The organism is uncultured Faecalibacterium sp. (genome assembly GCF_900066275.1).
Classification (GTDB): domain Bacteria; phylum Bacillota; class Clostridia; order Oscillospirales; family Ruminococcaceae; genus Faecalibacterium; species Faecalibacterium taiwanense.
The window spans coordinates 140742-164189 of the sequence record NZ_FMFG01000001.1; the positions used below are offsets into that span (position 1 = coordinate 140742).

Sequence of the window (23448 nt, forward strand, 5' to 3'; positions counted from 1 at the left end):
AATCTTTTAAAACATTTTTCCAAGGGGCTTGACAGCACCGGAAAATTGGCTATAATGGTCTTAGCACTCAGGAACAAGGAGTGCTAAACAAACAAAGCAAACGCAAAAAGGAGGCAGGCGCTATGACGATGGATGCACGCAAGCAGCGAGTCTTGCAGGCGATCGTGGCGCTGTATGGTCTCGAAGGCGAGCCTGTTGGCAGCAGCGTGCTGGCAAACTACTTTGACATGGCAGTTTCCAGCGCAACGCTTCGCAATGAGATGGCGGCGCTGACAAAGCTGGGCCTGCTGGAGCAGCCCCACACCAGCGCGGGCCGTGTGCCCAGTGCCAAGGGCTACCGTTACTACCTTGATAATCTGCTGACCGACGATCAGCCGCTGGATCGTGTGAGCCGTGCCCGTGTGGATGCGGTGTTCGCAAGCCTTGACCACGAGCCGGAAAAGCTGGCCGCAGGTGCCGCCAAGGCGCTGGCCGCCATCAGCGGCTGCACCGCCGCCATCAGCACCCCGTGCGCCGAGGATCTGTGCATCGCCCACTATGAAGTGGTTCAGGTGGGCCGCAGCGCAGCGGCTGTGCTGGCCGTTACCACGGCCGGTTACGTTCGTACCCGTGTGGCGCGGGTGCGCACCGGTCTTTCCCGCGAGAATGCGGCAGCACTTGCCGCACTGCTCAACCGCAACCTTACCTTTGTAGCGCCGGTGGATCTTTCCACCCGGCTGCTGGCAGAGCTGTGCAGCCAGATCGACCCGGAGCTGGTGCCTGTCATCAGCGCGGCAGCGGCCATCCTGCAGGATTCCGTCAAGCCCCATGTATTTCTGGGCGGTGAGCAGTACCTGCTGGACTGGCCCCAGCTGGACGGCAAGGTGGGCGACATCCTCACACTGCTGAACGACGAGGAGCAGGCCGCTGGCCTGATCGCACCTCCGGCAGAACGCAGTGAGAGCGTGCTGCTGGGCGAGGATCTGGAACCGCAGATCCCGGGCCTGTGCATCGTGAGCGACCGGTATCTGGTGGGCGGAGGCCTGTGGGGCTCCATTGCATTGATCGGCCCCACCCGGATGCCCTTCCAGAAACTGATGCCGCTGCTGCATTACTTTGCAGACCAGCTGGGCGAGGGCATGAGCGGCAAACGAAAAGACACCCCACAGGCTGCCGTACCCCGGCGGACTGTGATCTATAAGGAGGATCTGGAATGAGCGAAGAAGCAAAAAAGACGGCTCCGGCTCAGGAAGCGGAGCAGCCCGAAACGGCTCCCGAGGAAAAGGCCCAGCAGGCAGCACCCGAACAGGAACCTGCTGCCGAAGCTGCCGACCCGAAGGATGACAAGAAGAAGGATGGCGGCTGGTTCAACAAGAAGGCCCGCGAGCTGGAAGCCGTAAAGGCAAAGCTGGACGCGGCCGAAGCCAACGCTGCACAGGCCAAAGACCAGCTGCTGCGCATGGCAGCGGAGTACGAGAACTACCGCAAGCGCTCCACCCGCGAAGCCGACCAGAAGTTCAACGATGGCATTTCCTTTGCGGTGAACCAGATCATTCCCATTCTGGATACGCTGGAGATGGCAGCCAACGCCCCCACCACCGACGAGAACTACAAAAAGGGCGTGACCATGACGCTGGACAAGGCCGCCAAGGCGCTGGATGCCCTCCATGTGGAGGAGATCGAGGCGCTGGGCAAGCCCTTTGATCCCAACTTCATGAATGCAGTGCAGCAGATCCCCGCCCCGGACGGACAGGAGAGCGGCACCGTCATCACGGTCTACCAGAAGGGCTACAAGCTGGGCGATAAGATCGTCCGCCATGCGACCGTTGTAGTGGCCGAATAACAAAGCAGAAACCCGAAAGGGTTTTGAATATAACATCCGCTTACAAACATTTGAGCATCACATAAACAATACGATTTGTTCTTTCGAGAGGAGTTTTCATTATGAGTAAGATCATTGGTATCGACCTTGGTACTACCAACAGCTGCGTGGCTGTCATGGAGGGCGGCGAGCCCGTTGTTATCGCAAACTCTGAGGGTGCACGCACCACCCCGTCTGTGGTCGGCTTTACCAAGACCGGCGATCGTCTGGTGGGTCAGGTCGCAAAGCGTCAGGCCATCACCAACCCCGAGAACACCGTTGCTTCCATCAAGCGCTTCATGGGCACCGACCACAAGGTGACCCTGAACGGCAAGGAGTACACTCCCCAGCAGGTCAGCGCTATGATCCTGCAGAAGCTGAAGGCTGATGCCGAGGCTTATCTGGGCGAGCCTGTTACCGAGGCTGTCATTACCGTTCCTGCATACTTCAACGACAGCCAGCGTCAGGCTACCAAGGACGCAGGCACCATTGCAGGCCTGAACGTCAAGCGTATCATCAACGAGCCTACTGCCGCTTCTCTGGCATATGGCATCGATAAGGAAGAAGACCAGAAGATCATGGTCTACGATCTGGGCGGCGGCACCTTCGATGTGTCCATCATCGAGATGGGCGACGGCGTTACCGAAGTTCTGGCCACCAACGGTGATACCCATCTGGGCGGCGATGACTTCGATGAGCGCATCATCAACTGGATGGCAGATGCCTTCCAGACCGAGAACGGCATCGACCTGCGCAAGGACAAGATGGCTGCGCAGCGTTTGAAGGAAGCTGCCGAGAAGGCAAAGATCGAGCTGTCCAGCGCAATGAGCAGCCAGATCAACCTGCCCTTCATCACTGCCGATGCTACCGGCCCCAAGCACTTGGATATGACCCTGACCCGCGCAAAGTTCAACGAGCTGACCGCTGATCTGGTCGATCGCACCATGGGCCCCGTCCGCAAGGCTCTGCAGGATGCAGGCCTGCGTCCCTCTGACCTGAAGAAGGTTCTGATGGTCGGTGGTTCCACCCGTATCCCCGCTGTCTACGATGCAGTCAAGAAGGAACTGAACTGCGAGCCCTTCAAGGGCATCAACCCCGATGAGTGCGTGGCTGTGGGCGCTGCCATTCAGGGCGGCGTGCTGCAGGGCGATGTCAAGGGCCTGCTGCTGCTGGATGTCACCCCGCTGAGCCTGGGCATTGAAACTCTGGGCGGCGTGTGCACCAAGATCATCGACCGCAATACCACCATCCCCACCCACAAGAGTCAGGTGTTCTCCACCGCTGCAGACAACCAGCCCTCTGTTGAGGTCAACGTTCTGCAGGGCGAGCGTGAGTTCGCACGCGACAACAAGAGCCTGGGTGTCTTCCATCTGGACGGCATCGCTCCGGCTCCCCGTGGTGTGCCTCAGATCGAAGTTACCTTCGATATCGATGCAAACGGCATCGTGAAGGTCAGCGCAAAGGATCTGGGCACCGGCAAGGAGCAGAACATCACCATTACCGCTTCCACCAACATGTCCAAGGAGGACATCGACAAGGCTGTGAAGGAAGCTGAGCAGTTTGCTGCCGACGATAAAAAGAAGCGTGAAGAGGTCGATATCCGCAACGGTGCCGACCAGATGGTGTTCCAGACTGAGAAGATGCTGAAGGAGAACGGCGACAAGCTGCCCGCCGACGTGAAGAGCGAGGCCGAGAGCAAGCTGGCCGACCTGAAGACCGCTGTTCAGTCCGGCAACGTGGACGACATCAAGGCAAAGCAGGAAGCTCTGAGCCAGGTGTTCGAGAAGATGTATCAGGCAGCCGCTGCCGCACAGCAGGCCGCCGGTGCACAGCCCGGCCCCGACGCAGGTGCAAACAACCAGCAGAAGCCGGGTGATGACGGCGTTGTGGATGCCGACTTCAAGGAAGTCTGATAAAAAACACAGCAGTGTGTGCCCGGCCAAACCGGCGGACGCACGCGTGGAATAGCAAAAGCCGCTCCGGTTTTGCCGGAGCGGCTCTTGCTGGTTATAGAGCGAGGAACCAACCGGGGCGTTTCCCGGATCAAACGTTCCCGGAGAGGTGAGTGGATATGGCACAGGAAAAGCGTGATTACTACGAAGTGCTGGGGGTATCCAAGACTGCGACCGATGCCGAGATCAAAAAGGCATACCGCAAGCTTGCAATGAAATACCACCCGGACTATAACCCCGGCGATAAGGATGCCGAGGAAAAGTTCAAGGAAGTAAACGAAGCAAACGAGGTGCTTTCGGACCCGAAGAAGCGCCAGCTGTACGACCAGTATGGCTTTGCAGGTGTTGACCCTGCCTATGCAGCACAGAACGGCGGCGGCCCCGGTGCGGGCGGCTTTGGCGGTTTTGGCGGCGACGGCGTGGATCTGGGCGACATTTTCGGCGATATCTTTGGCGGCGGCTTCGGCGGCTTTGGCGGTTCGTCCCGTCGGGCCAATCCCAACGCCCCCCGCAAGGGTCAGGACATCCGGGTGCGCATCACCCTGAGCTTTGACGAGGCCGTGCACGGCTGCAAGAAGAACATCACCATCACTCGCCAGCAGGAGTGCACCGAGTGCCACGGCAGCGGCTGTGCCGCCGGTTCCAGCCCCGAGATCTGCCCGGACTGCGGCGGCCGCGGCTTCGTGATCCGTCAGCAGCGCACCCCCTTTGGCGTGATGCAGACCCAGCAGCCCTGCTCCCGCTGTGGCGGCAAGGGCAAGCTGGTCAAGAATCCCTGCAAGGTCTGCCATGGCAGCGGCAAGGTGGCTGCTAAAAAGACGCTGGAGGTGTCCATCCCCATGGGCATCGACGACGACCAGAGCTTTGCACTGCGCGGCATGGGCGATGCCGGTGCAAACGGCGGTCCCTCCGGTGATGTGATCGTCATGGTCACGGTGCGCCCCAGCGAGGTGTTCCAGCGCGACGGCTACGATGTGTGGGTCACAGTGCCCATCACTTACAGTCAGGCTGTGCTGGGCGACACCGTGCAGGTGCCCTCCATTGACGGCAAGGTGGAGTACACCGTGCCCGAGGGCACCCAGAGCGGCACCACCTTCCGCCTGCGCGGCAAGGGCATCCAGTACCTGAATGGCCGCGGCCGCGGTGATATGTACGTCAAGTGCGAGGTGGAGATCCCCAAGAAGCTGAACAAGACCCAGCGGGAGGCCCTGAAGAAGTTCGAGGGCACCCTGAAAGAAGAAAACTACGAAAAGCGCAAGGGCTTCTTCAAAAAGCTGAAGGACATGTTCAACAACTGAGACTGAAAACCGCATAACATAAAAAGCGGCGGCACTTCCCAAACGGGAGGCGCCGCCGCTTTTGCTTTTTCAGAACAGAGACCCGGGACTTAGTTGCCGAAGATCAACAGGGCGTTGGGCACAAGGCCGATGATGGTTGCGCAGGAACCAATGAACCAGAAGCTGCAGCCGATGTCATGGATGGTGTTCGTGGGGCTTTTTTCAGCATGGGCAACCAGAGCGTTCATGCCGTTTTCCACCCAGTTAGAGTTGATATTTGCCTTGCGGTAATCGTGGATGGCAGAAACAGCCTTGTACCAGCCGTACAGCGGGAACCATGCCATGGCGGCTTCCACAACACCTACGCCGCCCTCGGTGTAGGTCATTTCTTCGCAGGACAAAACATTGTATGCAGCAGGATAAGTAATGGCGTTCGTCATAAAGCAAAACTCCTTTTTTAGGTTTGATAAAAAAGCGGCGGCTCTTCTCCCCAGAGACATAACGGCAGAAATGCCAAAGCTGCTGATGGTCGATGCAGCATTCCAGAAGATCATGCCGGCATGGTAGAAGGCGTTGGTCACATTGCCCTTGCAGTCGGCCTTGATATCGTTCCAGACGTTGGATGCCCAGTTGTCGTGATCCTTCTTGCGTGCTTCACGGCAGGTGTTGATGCCGATAACCGTAGCATAGCCGGGCCAGAACCAAGCTGCCAGTGCCTGACCGACAGTAGCACCGCCTTCGGTGTAGGTCATTTCTTCGCAGGACAGAACGTTGTAGGAAGCAGGCATCATGATTTTGTTTTCCATAATAACACTCCTTTGAATCAAAGCTATCCAGACAGTGCAAGATCGCACTGTTTAAAACCCAAAAATAAACCGGGATATGCGCTTGGAGATCGTTCTCATAAAGCAGGGCGCGCCGCCGCATGACGCGAGTAGTTGCTTGCAGGAAAAGGAAAGCAGTGCTGTTCTCTGCAGGCAAAAGACCGTTCAGACGGTATACAGTGCTCAGGCAGCCGATTTCTTATTTCTGCTTGATGAAAAGCCCGCGGCCCTCTCTGGCGGAAAAGGCCGCGGGTAAAGGGGTCTTTGGTCTCTCCGGACGGATCTTATGAGCAGGGTCAGAGCAGGACGATGGCAGCATTGACCAGAAAACCAACGCCGGTAGCGCTGGTCGCGGTGACCCAGACGATGCGTCCCAGATCACGCAGCATGTTCTGCGCACTGGAATCCATATCGCGGCTCAGAGCATCCAGACCGGTATCCAGCCAGTCGTTGGGGTGGCTCTTGCGGTAGTTGCGCATGGCGGTAACACCCATGTACCAGCCAATGGGCGGAATCCAGTTCAGCAGAGCTTCCGTAAAGGTAGCACCGCCCTCGGTGTAGGTCATCTCTTCGCAGGAAAGAACGTTGTAGGAAGCAGGCATCATGATCTTGTTTTCCATAATAACACTCCTTTGAATCAAAGATCGTATCAGCACATTCTATGCACTGTTCACACCAGATCGAACCATCGATGAAGAGCAACTGCTCTATATCGCCATTGTACAACACCCGTTGATTTTTTGCAAGGGGTGAATGGGCAGAGTGCGCAAAAACTGGAGAGACTTCCGAAAAGAACTAGAAAAATTTGTGAAAAAAGACTGCAATAATTTGACATAAAACAACAGCGCCCTTTCCTTTGCGGAAAAGGCGCTGCCATGTTTACCCGGCCACACCGGCACGGTAGAGGTACGGGTCGCTCTTGAAGCTGTCAAAACTGTAGAGCACAAGGATCTGGTCATAATCGTTATCCGCGATCAGCTGATCCAGACCGTAGTTGTAGTTGCGGAAGTCCACCACATCGATCTGGGCGTAGTTTGCCGTCAGATACGGTGCAAAGCAGTTGGCGTAGCTGTCCTTGATCACCAGAATGCGCCCGATGCCGTCGCCCTCAATGCGGCTCAGGCCGTTGTTGCCATGCAGGAACATGGCGTACTTATCGTACACGTTCAGCTTGTCCGTGTCGTACAGGCCGGTGGTCTGGCCGTCTGCGGGCTGGCCTGCAGCGGTGACATTATAGATGGTCAGGCTGTTCGGCAGGTCGTAGTAGGTGATAGTATCCGGCACGGCATTCCATGTGCGGGCCTTGGAGTAGTGGGTGCCGTAGAAATTTTCGGCGGTCAGAGCCGTGTGCGCGGCGGGGTCGAAGGGAATCAGGCCCAGCGTACCGCACAGCTGCTGGTAGGCGTAGTATGCGCCAAGGCTCGTCCAGTGATGGTCGGTGCGGTAGTAGATATATTCGTCCTTGTGTTCGGCAAGGGTCTGCCGCACATCCACAAAGCGCCCTCCGGCGGCCTGTACGGCGGCGGAAAGCTGGTCGAGATAGGCATCCTCGTCCAGCAGCGGCGCGTTTGCAGGCACGTTTTCCGGGTAAATGACCGATGCTGCCGGGGCCAGCAGTACATCCACCTTACCCGGGTGGCGCTGGCACAGTGCTTCCACAGCGGCGGTGTTCTTGGGCAGGGTGCGGTTCTCGCTGTCCAGCAGGCCGAAGGTGCGGGGGAACATCATGTGCTCTTTGCCCAGCAGGATGCCGCCGTTCTGCTCCTTCTGCAGCAGGGTGGTCTCCACTACGCTCTGCAGGCTGATCCACTCGTCGCGGCCGAACACCTGATCCTTCACGTATTTGGTGTAGGCGGTAAAGTAGCTGTTCAGCCCCTTGGCGGAAAGCTGGGTCAGCGCCGGGCGCTGGGAAAGGGTGGTGTTTTCCATCTCGCTGTAGGCGCGGTCCGGTGTAATAAGGTCCAGTGCGAACAGACCAAGAAAGAACAGGCTGAACACCACCAGCACCGGGTAGTGCAGGAGCGAGGAAGATTTTTTGGAATGCTTGTCCATCTTCACGCCTCCTTAAAAGTTGAAATAGAGGAACGGGCTGTTGGTACTGCCCACCACATAGGCGGTGGATACCACCAGCAGCGCCAGAATGGCGGCACAGCGGGTGACGGCATTCTTTTTGAGCAGGTTCCAAATCTTTTCAATGAGCGGGGTGCAGCAGAGGATGCTGACCACCAGCAGCACACTGTAGTTGCGCAGGAAGTACAGCGGCGAAACACCGCCGGAAGGAACGAACAGCTTGTGGAACAGCAGACCGAAGCTTACGCCCGTATCGTTGCCCACGAACATGGCCCAGCCCACCACAACGAGGAACAGGGTGTAGATGTGGGGCCACACTCTGCCCTTTTGCAGGTGGGGCAGCAGGAACAGCTTTTCTACAGCCAGCAGCACAAAGTAGTACAGGCCCCAGCAGATAAAGTTCCAGTTCGCGCCGTGCCAGATGCCGGTGAGCAGCTCCACCACGAACAGGTTGAAGATCTGGCGCTTCAGGCCCTTGCGGTTGCCGCCGAGAGGGATATACACATACTCCCGGAACCAGCCGGAAAGGGTCATGTGCCAGCGCCGCCAGAACTCGGTGATGGATGCGGAGATATAAGGGTAGTTGAAGTTTGCGGGGAAGTCGAAGCCCAGCATCTTGCCCATGCCAATGCCCATCATGGAGTAGCCGGAAAAGTCAAAGTAGAGCTGCAGGCTATAGGCGATGATGCCCAGCCACACCAGCGGGGTGGATGCATTGGCAAGGCCCACAAAGGTGGTGGAAGGGCTGTCCGCAACGCCGATGATGTCTGTCCACAAAGCACCGATGGCATCCGCCAGCAGCACCTTTTTGGCAAGGCCAAAGGTGAACAGGGTCATGCCCTCTTCGATCTGCTGCAGGCTGTAGCGGTGCCGGTATACGTGCAGCTGGTTCGAGACATCGCGGTATTTCACGATGGGGCCGGCGATCAGCTGAGGGAACATGACCACATAGGCACCAAAGTCGATGATATTACGCTCTGCCTTTACATCCCGGCGGTAAACATCGATGGAGTAGGAAAGGGTCTGGAAGGTGTAAAAGCTGATGCCCAGCGGCAGAGTGCCAATGCCCTGGATCTCGGCAAAGGCGGTGCCCAGCAGGGCGTTTGCGCTGCGCAGCACAAAGTTTGCGTATTTGAAGTAGAACAGCATCCCAAGGCTGCCAATGAGGGCCACCAGCAGAAATGTCCTGCGCAGGGCCGGCTTTTGGTCGAAGTGCTCGATGCACAGGCCGCTGATGTAGTTGATGAGGATGAGGGCCACCATGACCGGGAAAAACCGTACCTCGCCCCAGCAGTAGAACACCAGACTGCAGAGGAACAGCACGGTGTTCTTGAGCTTTGCGGGCGCAAGGTAATACAGCGCCAGCGTGATGGGCAGAAACCGGAACAGAAAGATGATGGTGCTGAAAACCAAAGCGTCAGCCTCCTTTTAGCCGAAAAAAGCCGATGCCGCAAATGGCACCGGCCTTGGGTGGATCCAGATTCAGTCTGCCAGTGCGCTGTCCACGGCGCTGTCCAGATCGGCAGTGCACTCGTTGGATGCGATCACCATGACAATGGTGTTGCCCTTGAAGGCGATAACAGCGTTCTCCACGTTATCCTGCGCCTGAGCAAACTCGGCGTAGTTGCCGTAGAAGGCCACCTGATCCTGCTGGTAGGAAGCCAGCTGGTTGGCTACGTCCTCGGCCTTGCCGTCGGCAGCTTCGAGCACCAGCACCAGACCGGCATCGCCGTTGTCGTTGCTCTTCACGCCCTTGTAGCTCACAACGTCCTCAGCCTTCAGGCCGAAATCGTACTCAATGTTCATGGCTGCGATCTCGAACTGGTTGGAGATGGGGTCGGCTTCCAGCAGAGCATTGAAAACACCGTCCAGTGCATCAGAGCCGTTCTCGGCAGCATTGTCCACAACAGCGGATGCGGCGGCGCTGGAAGCGGGAGATTCCGCAGCAGCGGTGGAAACGGAGGAGGGAGCGGCCGAAGAGCTGGCGGAACCGCCGCAGCCGGTAAGAGCGACAGCAGCCAGCGCGCCGGTGAGAGCAATTGTAAAGATTTTTGTGCGATTTATCATAAAATATTCCTTCTTTTGTTCAAAACATTTTTGCAGCTGCCCAAAGCGGTCCAGCATCAGGGCAGACTATTGTTATCTTACCATAACTGTGTGCAAAATGCAACGAAAAGCCCCTCGGTTTTACGGATTTTTAACCGGTGATCTTCTCCCCTGCGGCAAGCTTCTGCAGCACGGAAACGGCATCCTCAAAGCACAGGCCGCTCTGCTGGATCAGGGCCGCATTTTCCGGCCCCACATAGCGCCAGTGCCACGGCTCGTAGGTGATCTCGGTAACGGCTTCTGCGTTTTTGGGGTACCGCAGGATGAAGCCGTATTCCACGGCATGGGCGCTCAGCCAGCGGAAGGCCTCGGTGTTTTCAAAGCCCTCGGTCAGGTCGGTGTGCTCCGGGCTGTTCAGGTCGGCAGCAAGACCGCAGTTGTGCTCCGAGTAGCCCGGCGGGTTCACGATATTTGCCGCCTGCTTTTTCGCTTCGGCTTCGCTCAGGCCCTTATTGCGGAAATACTGGGTCTTTTGGTCGTAGAGGTTCTTCTGGTAGTCCACGCTGCGGTAGCCGCTCTGCATCCAGATGGTCACGCCGTCCTTTGCGGCGGCGGCCTGCATGGCGAGGAACGCATCGGCGGCTTCGGTCTGCAGGGTCTTGTTCACAGCGGTGGCCGAGCCGCACACCTTGGTGGTAAAGGTATGATCGTCCGGCATTTTGTTCGTGTGGTTCACCAGCACCATGCGGGGATCATCCAGAATGGCCTGCGCCTGCCGGGCGGTCAGCAGACTGCTTTCTGCCTCTGATGCTGCCGAGGCGCTGGACGTGGAAGTTGCCGAGGCGGCAGGCACAGCGGAACGGCTGTGCAGCACGAACGAGGCCCCGCCCACGGCAATGCAGGCCACGACGGTAACGGTGAGCACGCGCCGCACGGCGGGCCGCAGATGGCGGCGGTGATGAGGATGGACAGACGGATTCATCTGGAATACCTTCTTTCCGGTGGATGTGCATAGAGTTTGCTTCCTATGGGAAAGATATGCCCGGAGGGGAAACAATATGAAAATGACAGCACAGGAATATGCGCGCCGGGTGCGGCGCATCGGGCCGCACTCGCCCTTGGGTCTGGACTGCCTGTGGGCTTTTGGCGTGGGCGGCGGCATCTGCCTGCTGGGCGAAGTGCTGCGCCAGAGCTATCTTGCCATGGGCGTGGAAGCCGACCTTGCCGGCACCCTGACCAGCTGCAGCCTGATCGTGCTCTCAGCGGTGCTTACCACGCTGGGCTGGTACCAGAAGCTGGCCGCAAAGGCCGGGGCCGGGTCGCTGGTGCCCATCACAGGCTTTGCCAATGCGGTGGTCAGCGCGGCCATCGAGTTCAAGGCCGAGGGCCGGGTGCTGGGTACCGGGGCCAAGATGTTCACCATTGCCGGGCCGGTGATCGTGTACGGCACGCTGGCGGCGGTGGTGTACGGCGCGGTGCTGTGGGTGCTGGGCATGGCGGGTGTGCCTGTGCTGTCATAAACACGGGCAAGTGTGCCGTAAGATTGCAGCATGATGTTATTATACAATATTTTATGGAACATTTTTCATCTATTTTCCACGAAGGAGAAATTTTGCCTATGACGGTCCGGTGCGGGGATACCCTGCTGTTCCAGACACTGCCGGTGATCGCTGCGGGTGCAGCGGTGGGCGGCAAAAAAGAGAGCGAAGGCCCGCTGGCGGCAGAGTTCGACGAGCTAAGCGCAGACAACCGCTTTGGCCAGTCCAGCTGGGAAGCTGCGGAAAAATACCTGCAGCTGCGCGCCGCGCGGCTGTGCCTGCAAAAGGCGGCGCTTCCGCAGGAAAAGGTGCAGCTGGCCCTTGCCGGGGATCTGCAGGCCCAGTGCACGGCATCCAGCTATGCCATGCGGGAGCTGGGCGTGCCCTTTGCCGGGCTGTTCGGGGCCTGCAGCACCATGGCCGAGGGCCTTGCGCTGGGCGCTGCTCTGTGCGAGGGCGGTGCTGCGCGCAATCTGCTGGCCATGGCTTCCAGCCACTTCTGCGCGGCAGAGCGGCAGTTCCGCACGCCGCTGAGCTACGGCGCGGTGCGCACGCCTACGGCCCAGTGGACTGCCACCGCTGCCGGATGCTGCCTTTTGCAGCCGCAGGGCGAAGGCGTTGGCATTGCCGCTGCCACCTTTGGCCGTGTGCAGGATTATCAGGTAAAGGACATCAACAATATGGGGGCTGCCATGGCCCCGGCAGCGGCTTCCACCCTGCTGCACTATTTTAAGGATACCGGCACCGAACCGCAGGAGTTCGACTGCATCTATACCGGCGACCTTGGGCAGGTGGGCAGTCAGCTGCTGCGGGAGCTGCTGGCCGCAGAAGGCTTGTTGATCAAAAACCATGTAGACTGCGGGTGCATCCTGTTCGATGCAAACGAGCAGAGCGTAAAGAGCGGCGGCTCCGGCCCGGGCTGCTGCGCGGCGGTGCTGTGCGGGCACATCCTGCCGCGCCTGCGCCGGGGCAGCCAGAAGCGGGTGCTGTTCACAGCCACCGGGGCCCTGATGAGCCAGACCACCTTTTTGCAGAAGGAGACCATCCCGGCGGTGGCGCATCTGGTGGAGCTGCGTGCGCCGGAAAAGGAGAAGTAAGATGAACTATTTCTGGGCTTTCTGTGTGGGCGGGGCCATCTGTGTGGCGGGACAGCTGCTCATCGACCTGACCGGCCTGACCCCGGCCCGCATCCTGACCGGATATGTGGTGGCGGGCGTGGTGCTTTCGGCCATTGGGTGGTATGCCCCGCTGGCCGAGTTTGCCGGGTGCGGGGCCACGGTTCCCCTGCTGGGCTTCGGCCATCTGCTGGCAAAGGGCGTGCGCACTGCGCTGCAGGAAGAAGGTGCTGTGGGCATCCTCACCGGCGGGCTGACCGCCGCTGCGGCCGGTGTTACCACCAGCCTTGTGTGCGGCGTGGTGTGCAGCTGGGTGGGCAAAAGTCACGACCAGAACTGAAGAAGAAATACACCAGAACATCGTCACTTTGTCCGCCACCCTTCGCCCTGTTTTTCCACCGCACTGCGGTAAACTGTGCAAAACAGGAGGTGATGCGGATGAAGCACCGCTGGACGACCCTTTTGTGGGAGCTTTGGGCTGCACAGGCCTTGTGCGCGGTGGCAGCCCTGCCGCCGGGCAGTGCGTTCCATACATGCCCGGCACTGGCGCTGCCGGGGCTGGCCCTTGCGGCGGCGGTGCCCACGGCATGGGCTGCGTGGGCGCTGCTGGCCGAGCCGCCCGACGGCCTGCCGCCGGAGCAGCTTCTGGAGCAGGTGCCGGGGTTCGATTTTGCCACCCTGTGCGATTTTGAGCGGCCTGCTGCCGTGCCCTGAAAAGCGGGCAAAACAAAAACCCCTGTGCCGGGAACCCGGTACAGAGGTTTTGTTCGTCAATCAGAAAGCGATCAAGCGTTCTTGTTAGCACGCTTTGCCATACGGCTGATCTTGCGGCTGGCGGTGTTCTTTTTGATGACACCCTTAGCGCGAGCCTTGTCGATCGCGGAAACAGCAGCCAGGACGGTTGCGTCCTTGTCAGCGGCATTCGCATCGATGGCAGCGTCTGCCTTCTTGACGACTGTTTTCAGGTTGGTCTTAATGGCCTTGTTGTGAGCCTGCTCTGCAGCAGCCTGCACGACGCGGTCCTTCTGAGATTTGATGTTAGGCATTCGTTCCACCTCCTTGGCTACCTATAACAGCGCACCCTATGATACCATATTTCGCGTACCAGCGCAAGCGTTTTTTTGATTTTTGTTTAGAAAAGTTTTATTTTTTCCATACTTTCTGCGTGCAGAGGGGGCATTTGGCCCCAAAACAGGCAGGAGGAGCAGAAAAATGCGTTTTACCGATATGGCAGACGAGATGTTTGGCGCGGCACAGGGGGCGCTGCCTGCCGGGGTAAGGCTTGCCACAGCAAAGCGCGGCGGGGTCACAATAACGCGGGTGGAGATCGCGCGCGAAGGGCTGGCGAAGCCCCGCGGACGGTATGTCACGCTGGAAATGCCCAGCGTCAGCGTGCTGGACGAGCGGGATGCTGCGGTGATCGAGACCTGTGCGGCGGAACTGCGCGCCCTGCTGCCGCCGGAAGGGCCGGTGCTGGTGCTGGGCATCGGAAACCGGCGGGTCACGGCGGATGCCCTCGGTCCGCGCACGGCGCAGAAGATTTTAGTCACCATGGGGCCGCAGCACACGCTGCCGGTAAAAGGCATCCGGCCGGTGGCCGCCATTGCGCCGGGGGTGTCGGCCTCCACCGGGCTGACTCTGCGCCAGCTGGCCGGGGCCATGGTGGAAGCAGTGCGGCCGGCAGCCCTGATCTGCGTGGACAGCCTTTGCAGTGCCGAGGGTGCACGGCTGGGCCGCAGCGTGCAGTTCTCCGACACCGGGCTGTACCCGGCGCAGGCGGATCATGCAAAGCATCTGAACGCGGCAGCGCTGGGCGTGCCGGTGATCGCGGCGGGCATCCCCACCTTGATGGATTCGGACGAAGGAGCAGATCTTGTGGTCACGCCCCGGGCGCTGGACAGCGTGATCGCCCACGGCTCGGCTCTTCTGGCCGGTGCCATCAACCGGGCCTTGCAGCCAAGGCTCAGCGTGGCGCAGCTGTTCTGGCTGGCGGGGTAACACCGGTGGGCCGGAAGGGAGGTTATTTTATGCGCAGCAAAGCACTGCCGCCCGCCCGGGCGCAGGGGCATATCGTGCCGTTTCTGGAAGCGGCTGCTCTGTTTGCCGCACTGTGCATCTTTGCCCGCACGGCGGCACTGATGCTGGCTGCGGCCATTACTGCACCGCTGCCAATGGCCGAAACTCTTTTCTGGCTGGGGCGGCAGTCCGCACAGGAGCAGCCCGCATCATCTGTGCAGGTGGAAGCCGCACCGGACAGCACACCGGAAGCGGCGGCATCCTCTCTGCCGCAGGCCGTGCAGGCGCTGACCGGGAACATTGAGGACTACCTTGTGCCGCTGCTGGGCGAGGAAGCCCGCCCGGCGGATGCGGGTACTGTCATTGAAAAAAATTATCCGCAGGGCAGCGGCGAAAAGTACATTCCCTGCGGGGCGGGCAGCATCAAAAACAATACCCGGCAGACGGCGGCAGACATTGCGGCGGAGATCGAGAATCCGCTGCCCTTTGCCATTGAGCCGAACAGTCCCGACCCGCAGGTGCTGGTGATGCACACTCACGCCACCGAGGACTACCGCCTTTCGGCCGGGCTGTGGTTTGCCCCCGGCGATGGTGCCCGCAGCACCGACTGCAGCGTGAACATGTGCGCGGTGGGCCGTGTGGTGGCCGATACCCTCAATGCGGCAGGCATCAACACCCTGCACGACGAGACCCTGAACGACTACCCCAGCTACACCGGAAGCTATGCCAACAGCCGGGCCGTGGTGCAGCAGTATCTGGCCCGGTATCCCAGCATCAAGGTGGTGCTGGATGTCCACCGGGACGCCATCGAGACGGAAAGCGGCAGCCGCTATGCCCCGGTGTGCACGGTGGACGGGCGGCAGGCCGCACAGGTCATGATCATCTGCGGGTGCGACAACGGCACCACCGTTCAGCTGCCGGGCTGGCGGCAGAATCTGCGCTTTGCCGCTGCGTGGGAGCGCAGCATGGAAGGAATGTACCCCGGTTTTACCCGGCCGGTGCTGTTCAGCTACCGGTTCTACAATCAGGATCTGACCACCGGCAGCCTGCTCATTGAGATCGGCGGGCACGGCAATAACCTGAACGAGGCTCTTTATGCCGGGCAGCTGGCGGCAAAGGGCCTTGCTGCCGCATTGCTGGGCGGTGCTTGACAAAACGCCGCCAAAGTGCTATTTTTTAAAGGTCAAATGCAAAGATCGGGAAAAGTAGCGCGGGCCGTCCGGCCCAGAGAGTGCGGCACAGCTGAGAGCCGCGCCCGCACGCCGCGTGAACGAACACCCGGGAGCAGCAAACTGAACATGGCAGCTGCCATTAGTAGGTGCGCCGCAGGCCCTGCGTTACAGGGGCAGCGCTTTTATTGAGCGCGTGAGCGACCGGACACTTCCGGTAATTCAGGTGGCACCGCGGACATTACAAGACAGCTTGTTCGCCCTGAACTTTCAGGGAGAACAAAGCTGTCTTTTTCATTTTATATCGAAAGGGAGAACAAACACTATGGAACGCACTGAGATCGTTTCGCTGTTCAAAAACACCCCCGCCGACGGCACCGAGATCACCGTCTGCGGCTGGGCAAAGAACATCCGCGACTCCAAGAACATCGGCTTCATCGCCCTGTCGGACGGCGGCTGCTTCAAGACCCTGCAGGTCGTGCTGGAAGCAGGCAAGCTGGCAAACTACGATGAGGTGATCCACACCGGTCTGTACAGCAGCCTGCGCGTCAAGGGCAAGCTGGTGCTCACCCCGCAGGCAAAGCAGCCCTTTGAGCTGAATGCCGACAGCGTGGAGATCCTGGGCGACTGCCCGGCGGACGAGTATCCGCTGCAGAAAAAGAAGATGAGCATGGAATATCTGCGCACCATGCCCACCCTGCGCCCCCGCACCAACACCTTCAACGCCGCTTTCCGCGTGCGCAGCGCCGCTGCCTACGCCATCCACAAGTTCTTCCAGGAGAACGGCTTCGTTTACTCTCACTCTCCGCTGCTCACCTCTTCCGACTGTGAGGGCGCAGGCGAGATGTTCCGCGTGACCACGCTGGATCTGGAGAATGTGCCCAAGAACGAGGACGGCACTGTGGATTACACCCAGGACTTCTTCGAGAAGCCGGTCAATCTGACCGTTTCCGGCCAGCTGGAAGCCGAGGCCATGGCCATGGCATTCGGCAAGGTGTACACCTTCGGCCCCACCTTCCGCGCCGAGAAGAGCTTTACCACCCGTCACGCCGCCGAGTTCTGGATGATCGAGCCGGAGATGGCATTCTGCGACCTGTCCGGCTACATGGACACCGCCGAGGCCATGACCAAGTACGTCATCCGCTACGTGCTGGACAACTGCCCGGATGAAATGGCCTTCTTCAACCAGTTCATCGACAAGGGCCTCATCGAGCGTCTGGAGCTGGTGGCAAACTGCGAGTTTGGCCGCATCAGCTACACCGAGGCCATCGAGATCCTGAAGAAGAACAACAAGAAGTTCCAGTTCCCTGTGGAGTGGGGCGTGGACATCCAGACCGAGCACGAGCGCTACCTGACCGAGGTGGTGTTCAAGAAGCCTGTGTTCGTCACCGACTACCCGAAGGAGATCAAGAGCTTCTACATGAAGCAGAACCCGGACGGCAAGACCGTGGCAGCCGCAGATATGCTGGTGCCCGGCATCGGCGAGCTGATCGGCGGCAGCCAGCGTGAAGAGAACTACGACAAGCTGGTGGCCCGCATGGACGAGCTTGGCATGGACAAGACCAACTACGACTGGTACCTGAACCTGCGCAAGTTCGGCGGCGTGGAGCACGCTGGCTACGGCTTGGGCTTCGAGCGCATGATCATGTACCTCACGGGCATCCAGAACATCCGTGACGTGCTGCCCTTCCCCCGCACTGCATACGGCTTCTGATAAGCGCGCATACTTTTACCGGGCTGCTGCACCTTGCGGCGGCCCGTTTTTTGATAAGGAGCACAAAACAAGTGGAAAATATCTCTCCTGCCCTGCTGGACTGGTTTTACAAAAACCACCGCATCCTGCCCTTCCGCACCGACCCCAGTCCCTACCATGTGTGGCTCAGCGAGATCATGCTGCAGCAGACCCGGGTCTCGGCGGCACTGCCCTACTACGAACGCTTCCTCGCCGCCCTGCCGGACATTCCGGCCCTTGCCGCCTGCGAAGAGGAAAAGCTGCACAAGCTCTGGGAGGGTCTTGGCTACTACAGCCGGGTGCGCAACCTGCAAAAGGCTGCACGCATCGTCTGCGAGCAGTACGGCGGACAGCTGCCCGCCGACTATGATGCCCTGCGGGCCCTGCCCGGCATCGGGGACTACACGGCGGGAGCCGTTGCGTCCATCAGCTTCGGCATCTCGGTGCCCGCCGTGGACGGCAATGTGCTGCGGGTGTTCTCCCGTTTGTACAACGACCCCGCTGCCGTCACGGAACCGGCAGTGAAAAAAGCGTTCACCGCCCGCGTGATGGAGCACCAGCCGCCGGATGCGCCCGGCGACTACAATCAGGCCCTTATGGAGCTGGGAGCGCTGGTCTGCGTGCCGAACGGTGCGCCCCTGTGCGAAAAATGCCCGCTTGCCCACCTGTGCGCCGCCCGTGCTGCGGGCACTGCATTGGAGCTGCCCCGCAAAGCAGCGCCCAAGCCCCGCAGACTGCAGCCTGTGACGCTGGCCCTGCTGGAAAGCCCGGCAGGTTTCCTTTTACAGCAGCGGCCCCAAAAGGGCCTGCTTGCCGGGCTGTGGCAGCCGGTACTGTGGGAGGGTGAAACCCTTGCCGCCGGAGAGGTCCTTGCCCGCCTGCAGGCCATGGGGCTGGATACCGGCACCGCCGCGCCGGAAGCGCTGCCCGCTGCAAAGCACATCTTCAGCCACATCGAGTGGCATATGAACGGCATCCTGCTGCATGTGCCCGCCCAAGATGCCCCGGCAGGCTGCGTGTGGGCAAGCCGGGAAGCCCTGCAGGCCGAGTATACGCTGCCCGGCGCATTCAAGGCATACAGGAAGCTTATAGTATGAAATTTTGGCCTTTTTGACCTGAATGGTTGTAATTTTTGACAGGAACGGGTATAATAAAAGCCAACAAGCACTGGAATGAAAGCTGAAACATCGTTTCAACGAAAAAAGGAGTGTATTGAACCTATGAAGAAATCTTGTCTGGTCGCTGTGATCACTGTTCTGGCCGCTGTTGCCGGTGCCCTTGCTGCTGTTGCTGTTTACCTGCACCGCCGTGAGAAGGAGCTGGACGAGTACGAGCGTCTGCTGTTCGGCGAGGACGATGCTGCAACGGTAGAGCCGGAGGCTGCTGCCGAAGAGGCTGCCCCTGCAGAGGATGCTGCAGAATAAAAAACACGAACCGTAAACCTTCGGGCGCACCGGCAGTCTGCAAAAGGCTGTGCCGGTGCGCCCTTTTTGCTACATAGAAGGAGTGTATCATGAAGCGTTTTCTGCTCTGGCTCGTGGGTGTGGTGCTGGGCGTAGGCATCTTTCTGGGCGCGGTGATGGGCGTGAGCTATGCCTTTACCACTGAGGGCGGCTGCCCGGACAGCACCGCGCAGTTTGGCACCGAAGCGCTGGAACCCAACGGCTGGTGCTGGCAGGTGCCACTCATCGGCGGAAAGCTCGATAAGGTGTTTGCCAGCCCCGCCACCCTCACGGTGCAGAAGCTGGGCACGCTGTACACGGCCCACCCGGCCATCACCCTGCCGGACTGGGCCAGCTACACCACCCTCACCATCCAGAACGCCTATGGCAGCATTGTATTTGTGGGCAGTGTGAGCGATTATCAAAGCTTTTTGTTCCCGGCCAACGGCGAATATAAGGCAGAGCTATCGGTCTGGCGGGTGCCGGAGGGCGGCATGGCCACCCAATTTGAGGGCGGCAGCACCGGCGCAGTGCGCAGAAATCTGGGGCTGGAAAAGCCTGCAAAGCCCACCGGCTGGTATCGTTATGCCTTCCGGTTCACCCTGCAGGCCAGCGCGGAGGTGGAGCTTTCCGCCGAGCGGGTGGAGCAGGGCGGCATTGTGGGCCTGCGCATCTCCGGCATGACCGGCGATGCAGCACCCACTGTGGAGACCGACCTTGGCAATGTGCAGTGCGTGCGTGCAGCCGATGGCTGGCGGGCCTACATCCCGGCGGCATACAACGCTTCCTCCGGCGGGCATGAGGTGAACATTACCGTGAATGGCGAGACTATCACCTGCAGCATCATCGTGCTGCCCAAGGATTTTGGCACGGTGGACGTGGAGCCGGAACCGGATGCATCGGAAGCGGCAAACACCCAGTTCCGCAATGCAGTCTGGGGCCTGTACGAAGCGCCCGCGCGGGAAAAAATGTGGCAGGGTGGCTTTGTGAACCCGGTGGAAAGCTACACCACCCTTGTGGATTACGGTCAGGTCAGGGTGGTGAACGGCAGGCAGGGCAGCCGTTCCAACTCCACAAAGCTTTATACCATTCCCGGCGAGCCCTGCCGCGCCCCGGCAAACGGCGTGGTGGTGCTGGCCGCAGAGCTGGCCCTTACCGGCAACACGGTGGTCATCGACCATGGCTGCGGGATGCGCAGCTACCTGTACGGGCTGCAGACTCTTTCCGTCTCTGCCGGGCAGACGGTGGAAAAGGGGCAGGCTGTAGGCGTGCTGGGCGAGGAGCTGACCATGGACTTCAAGCTTGGCAGCAAGAGCGTGAACCCGTGGATGCTGTTCCAGACCAGCGGCGGATTGTTCTGGAAGGAGAACAGCTGACGATTTTAAATGGCCTCCGCTTTGCTCTGGCCATAAACAGCGGAATTTTTATTTTTATAAGAGCAATGCCGGACGGCCTGCGGGCTGTCCGGCATTGCATTTTCACAGAAAGAGTCATAAAGAAAAACGGCATCATCTGCCGGTTTCGATCTTTTACGTGAAAAAAGGGTCCTGAAAAGCCCGCAGGCTTTTCAGGACCCAAACATAAAAGAATAATTCCTCTAAATACGGCTAGAGCGAAGCGGAGGCTGTTTCGATGGTCAAATCATCAGGAAATGGCATCCACGTCCCACTTCATGCGGACGGCATCGGCACCGTCCAGTTTGATGTTCAGCGCACCGGCGTTGTCCATCACCTGCTGCGGGGTGCGGGCACCGCACAGCACATGCAGGCCGGGGATCATGCGGGCGGTCAGGGCGATCACCAGCTGTGCCAGAGAGCAGTCGTATTTCTCGGTCAGGTCGCCCCACTTTGCCAGCATGTCCAGCGCCTGTGCCCGGCGGGCGGGCTGGAAGCTGGGGTTCGAGTTGCGGGTGCTGCCCTCGGGATAGGTGGTGTCCATGGTCACCTTGCCGGTCAGCAGGCCCTGCTCCAGCGGAGAGTATGCCTGCACCGAAACGCCCAGCTCCTTGCAGGTAGGCAGCAGCTGCTTTTCCACACGGCGGGTGAGCAGGCTGTACTTTTCCTGAATGACATCCAGCTGACCGTACTTGCAGTAGCCGCGGATGATGTCCGCAGTGACATTGGAAGCACCGATGGCACGGATCTTGCCCTGCTCCTTCAGCTTCATCATGGCTTCCACCGTCTCTTCCAGCGGGTAGATGCCGAAATCGGGGGTCTGCCAGTGGGTGTACAGCACATCCAGATGATCGGTGTGCAGGCGGCGCAGGCTGTCCTCCACATCCTCGATGATGCTCTTTGCAGAAAGGTCGCGGTAAACGGTGGTGCCGTCCACGACCTTGTGCAGCACCGGTGTTTCATGCCGCCACTCCAAACCGCACTTGGTGGAAAGCACCACCTTGTCGCGGTCGATGTGCTTCATGGCTTCGCCCACCACGGTCTCGCTGTGGTACAGGCCGTAGATGGGGGCGGTGTCGATCCACTGGATGCCCTGCTCCACAGCAGTCTGGATGGCCTTGACTGAAAGGCTGTCGTCGTTGTCGCCCCACCATGCACCGCCGCCGATGGCCCAGGTGCCCATGCCGAGAAATGGCACCTGAATGCCGCTTTTGCCAATATTGATATTCTGCATATACTTTACCCTCCATGCCAGCAGTGTTCCCCGCAATGGGAACCTCTCATTCAAAAGCTGGCATTTTTCGTTGTATTTTTTGTGTTTTATAAAAAAGAGCCGCAGCCGCGGGACATTCCCGCACCGCAGCTCTCTTTCAACTCAGATATTACCGAACTCGCTCAGTTTCAGCGTTTCGTTGTGGGTCTCAGCCCAGCGCACCGCCCAGTCGGAGGTGAACAGCAGCAGGCGGTTGCCCTTCATATCCTCCACAGCCTTGGTGTCGCTGGTCAGGTCCAGATCCCGCAGGTTGTAGGTGTCGGGGTCGTTCTGCACCCAGCGCAGCTGCTCAAAGGGCAGCTGCTGCATCCGGATCTCCACGTTGTACTCGGTGTTCAGGCGGTACTCCAGCACTTCCAGCTGCAGCACGCCGACCACGCCGACCACCACTTCTTCCATGCCGCCGCCCACTTCGCGGAAGATCTGGATGGCACCCTCCTGCGCGATCTGCTCCATGCCCTTCACGAACTGCTTGCGCTTCATGGTGTCCTTCTGCTCAATGCGGGCAAAGTGCTCCGGCGAGAAGGTGGGGATGCCTGCGAACTGGACCTTCTTTTTGCCGGTGCACAAGGTGTCGCCGATGGAGAAGATGCCCGGGTCGAACAGGCCGATGATGTCGCCGGCGTAGGCTTCGTCCACGATGGCGCGGTCCTGCGCCATCAGCTGGGTGCCGGTGGCCAGCTTGATGTTCTTGCCCTCCTGCACATGGAAGGCCTCCATGCCGCGCTCGAACTTGCCGGAGCAGATGCGCATAAAGGCGATGCGGTCGCGGTGGGCCTTGTTCATGTTGGCCTGAATTTTAAAGATGAAGGCAGAGAACTCGTCGCGGCAGGGGTCCACGGTCTCGCCGGTCAGGCTGTCCACGCGGGCCAGCGGGGTGGGAGTGAGCCGCAGGAAGTTCTCCAGAAAAGGCTCCACGCCAAAGTTGGTCAGGGCAGAACCAAAGAACACGGGGCTCAGCTCGCCGCGCAGCACTTTGTCGAGGTCAAATTCCTCGGCAGCGCCGTCCAACAGCTCGATCTCATCCACCAGCTGCTGGTGCAGGTAGGGGGTGAGCAGCTCGTCCAGTGCGGGATCGCCCAGCTCGGCCTCGGTCTCATCCACCTTCTTCACGCCGTTGGCGCGGCCGTCGCTGGAGAATGCCAGCACCTTGCGGGTGTTGCGGTCGAACACGCCCTTGAACTCCTTGCCGCAGCCGATGGGCCAGTTCATGGGGTAGGTCTTGATGCCCAAAATCTCCTCAATGTTCTCCATCAGCTCAAAGGGGTCGCGGGCTTCGCGGTCCATCTTGTTGATGAAGGTGAAGATGGGGATGTGGCGCAGGGTGCACACCTTGAACAGCTTGATGGTCTGGGCCTCAACGCCCTTTGCAGCGTCGATGACCATGACGGCAGAGTCTGCCGCCATCAGGGTGCGGTAGGTGTCCTCCGAGAAGTCCTGATGGCCCGGGGTGTCCAGAATGTTCACGCACTTGCCCGCGTAGTTGAACTGCAGGACAGAAGAGGTGACGGAAATACCGCGCTGCTTCTCAATGTCCATCCAGTCGGACACGGCGTGCTTTGCGCTCTGCTTGCCCTTGACGGAGCCTGCCTGATTGATGGCTCCGCCGTACAGCAGCAGCTTTTCGGTCAGAGTGGTCTTACCGGCGTCGGGATGGCTGATGATCGCAAACGTCCGGCGGCGCTCGATTTCTTCACGATTTGTCATAAACTAGTATTTCTCCTATACGGATAAAACTCCTTCCGTCATCGCTCCGCGAT

The 23448-nt window shown here is 59.7% G+C and carries 23 protein-coding genes; 14 read left to right on the forward strand and 9 right to left on the reverse strand.

Going from position 1 to position 23448, the window contains the following annotated elements:
- Positions 1-122: 122 nt before the first annotated feature.
- The 4 genes from hrcA to dnaJ all read left to right on the forward strand — a co-directional run bounded on the left by hrcA (position 123) and on the right by dnaJ (position 5090).
- Positions 123-1196, forward strand: coding sequence for a heat-inducible transcriptional repressor HrcA (gene hrcA, locus QZL71_RS00710; protein WP_120120417.1), 1074 nt, complete (start codon positions 123-125; stop codon positions 1194-1196).
- Positions 1193-1822, forward strand: coding sequence for a nucleotide exchange factor GrpE (locus tag QZL71_RS00715; protein ID WP_005943579.1), 630 nt, complete (start codon positions 1193-1195; stop codon positions 1820-1822). The genes hrcA and QZL71_RS00715 overlap by 4 nt, the downstream gene beginning before the upstream one ends.
- A gap of 101 nt (positions 1823-1923) precedes the next feature.
- Positions 1924-3753, forward strand: coding sequence for a molecular chaperone DnaK (gene dnaK / locus QZL71_RS00720; RefSeq protein WP_005943578.1), 1830 nt, complete (start codon positions 1924-1926; stop codon positions 3751-3753).
- 158 nt (positions 3754-3911) lie between these two features.
- On the forward strand, positions 3912-5090 hold the full coding sequence (gene dnaJ, locus QZL71_RS00725) for a molecular chaperone DnaJ (RefSeq protein ID WP_294647340.1): 1179 nt from the start codon (positions 3912-3914) through the stop codon (positions 5088-5090).
- Positions 5091-5179: 89 nt separating this feature from the next.
- Here the strand turns inward: dnaJ and QZL71_RS00730 are convergent, their stop codons facing one another.
- The 6 genes from QZL71_RS00730 to QZL71_RS00755 all read right to left on the reverse strand — a co-directional run bounded on the left by QZL71_RS00730 (position 5180) and on the right by QZL71_RS00755 (position 10991).
- Complete coding sequence (locus QZL71_RS00730) at positions 5180-5875, reverse strand: hypothetical protein (RefSeq protein ID WP_294647342.1); 696 nt, start codon at positions 5873-5875, stop codon at positions 5180-5182.
- Positions 5876-6189: 314 nt separating this feature from the next.
- On the reverse strand, positions 6190-6513 hold the full coding sequence (locus tag QZL71_RS00735; protein ID WP_005943572.1) for a hypothetical protein: 324 nt from the start codon (positions 6511-6513) through the stop codon (positions 6190-6192).
- Between the two features lie 259 nt (positions 6514-6772).
- Positions 6773-7945, reverse strand: coding sequence for a DHHW family protein (locus QZL71_RS00740; RefSeq protein ID WP_294647344.1), 1173 nt, complete (start codon positions 7943-7945; stop codon positions 6773-6775).
- Positions 7946-7957: 12 nt separating this feature from the next.
- Positions 7958-9376 (reverse strand): MBOAT family O-acyltransferase, encoded by a 1419-nt coding sequence (locus tag QZL71_RS00745; RefSeq protein WP_294647346.1) that lies wholly within the window; start codon positions 9374-9376, stop codon positions 7958-7960.
- A gap of 69 nt (positions 9377-9445) precedes the next feature.
- A complete protein-coding gene (locus QZL71_RS00750) occupies positions 9446-10030 on the reverse strand; it encodes a DUF4358 domain-containing protein (RefSeq protein WP_044953887.1) in 585 nt (194 codons plus the stop codon).
- A gap of 130 nt (positions 10031-10160) precedes the next feature.
- A complete protein-coding gene (locus QZL71_RS00755; protein ID WP_294647348.1) occupies positions 10161-10991 on the reverse strand; it encodes a M15 family metallopeptidase in 831 nt (276 codons plus the stop codon).
- 76 nt (positions 10992-11067) lie between these two features.
- On the opposite strand from QZL71_RS00755, the gene QZL71_RS00760 reads away from it, so the two are divergent.
- From QZL71_RS00760 to QZL71_RS00775, 4 genes are all read left to right on the forward strand, one after another.
- Positions 11068-11529, forward strand: a complete 462-nt coding sequence (locus tag QZL71_RS00760) for a SpoVA/SpoVAEb family sporulation membrane protein (protein ID WP_097774624.1) — start codon at positions 11068-11070, stop codon at positions 11527-11529.
- Between the two features lie 98 nt (positions 11530-11627).
- The gene (locus QZL71_RS00765) at positions 11628-12644 is read left to right on the forward strand and encodes a stage V sporulation protein AD (RefSeq protein ID WP_044953883.1); all 1017 of its coding nucleotides are present in this window, start codon (positions 11628-11630) and stop codon (positions 12642-12644) included.
- A 1-nt stretch (position 12645) separates the two neighbouring features.
- Complete coding sequence (locus QZL71_RS00770) at positions 12646-13002, forward strand: SpoVA/SpoVAEb family sporulation membrane protein (protein ID WP_005943559.1); 357 nt, start codon at positions 12646-12648, stop codon at positions 13000-13002.
- Positions 13003-13100: 98 nt separating this feature from the next.
- Complete coding sequence (locus QZL71_RS00775; protein ID WP_291011021.1) at positions 13101-13376, forward strand: peptidoglycan synthetase; 276 nt, start codon at positions 13101-13103, stop codon at positions 13374-13376.
- Between the two features lie 71 nt (positions 13377-13447).
- Here QZL71_RS00775 and rpsT read toward each other — a convergent pair whose 3' ends face one another.
- Positions 13448-13708 carry a 30S ribosomal protein S20 gene (gene rpsT / locus QZL71_RS00780; RefSeq protein ID WP_005943554.1) on the reverse strand — a complete coding sequence of 87 codons (261 nt, stop codon included), beginning with the start codon at positions 13706-13708 and terminating at the stop codon, positions 13448-13450.
- Between the two features lie 166 nt (positions 13709-13874).
- On the opposite strand from rpsT, the gene gpr reads away from it, so the two are divergent.
- The 6 genes from gpr to QZL71_RS00810 all read left to right on the forward strand — a co-directional run bounded on the left by gpr (position 13875) and on the right by QZL71_RS00810 (position 20397).
- On the forward strand, positions 13875-14660 hold the full coding sequence (gene gpr, locus QZL71_RS00785) for a GPR endopeptidase (RefSeq protein WP_294647349.1): 786 nt from the start codon (positions 13875-13877) through the stop codon (positions 14658-14660).
- Between the two features lie 29 nt (positions 14661-14689).
- The gene (locus QZL71_RS00790; protein WP_005943550.1) at positions 14690-15829 is read left to right on the forward strand and encodes a stage II sporulation protein P; all 1140 of its coding nucleotides are present in this window, start codon (positions 14690-14692) and stop codon (positions 15827-15829) included.
- A 343-nt stretch (positions 15830-16172) separates the two neighbouring features.
- Positions 16173-17561, forward strand: coding sequence for an asparagine--tRNA ligase (gene asnS, locus QZL71_RS00795; RefSeq protein ID WP_005943546.1), 1389 nt, complete (start codon positions 16173-16175; stop codon positions 17559-17561).
- Between the two features lie 71 nt (positions 17562-17632).
- A complete protein-coding gene (locus QZL71_RS00800; protein ID WP_294647351.1) occupies positions 17633-18676 on the forward strand; it encodes an A/G-specific adenine glycosylase in 1044 nt (347 codons plus the stop codon).
- 123 nt (positions 18677-18799) lie between these two features.
- Positions 18800-19003, forward strand: a complete 204-nt coding sequence (locus QZL71_RS00805) for a hypothetical protein (protein WP_044953882.1) — start codon at positions 18800-18802, stop codon at positions 19001-19003.
- Between the two features lie 89 nt (positions 19004-19092).
- Positions 19093-20397, forward strand: coding sequence for a murein hydrolase activator EnvC family protein (locus QZL71_RS00810; protein WP_294647353.1), 1305 nt, complete (start codon positions 19093-19095; stop codon positions 20395-20397).
- Positions 20398-20665: 268 nt separating this feature from the next.
- Here QZL71_RS00810 and QZL71_RS00815 read toward each other — a convergent pair whose 3' ends face one another.
- Both QZL71_RS00815 and QZL71_RS00820 read right to left on the reverse strand, forming a co-directional pair.
- A complete protein-coding gene (locus tag QZL71_RS00815; RefSeq protein ID WP_294647354.1) occupies positions 20666-21649 on the reverse strand; it encodes an aldo/keto reductase in 984 nt (327 codons plus the stop codon).
- Positions 21650-21790: 141 nt separating this feature from the next.
- Positions 21791-23395 (reverse strand): peptide chain release factor 3, encoded by a 1605-nt coding sequence (locus tag QZL71_RS00820; RefSeq protein WP_005943533.1) that lies wholly within the window; start codon positions 23393-23395, stop codon positions 21791-21793.
- Positions 23396-23448 lie beyond the last annotated feature (53 nt).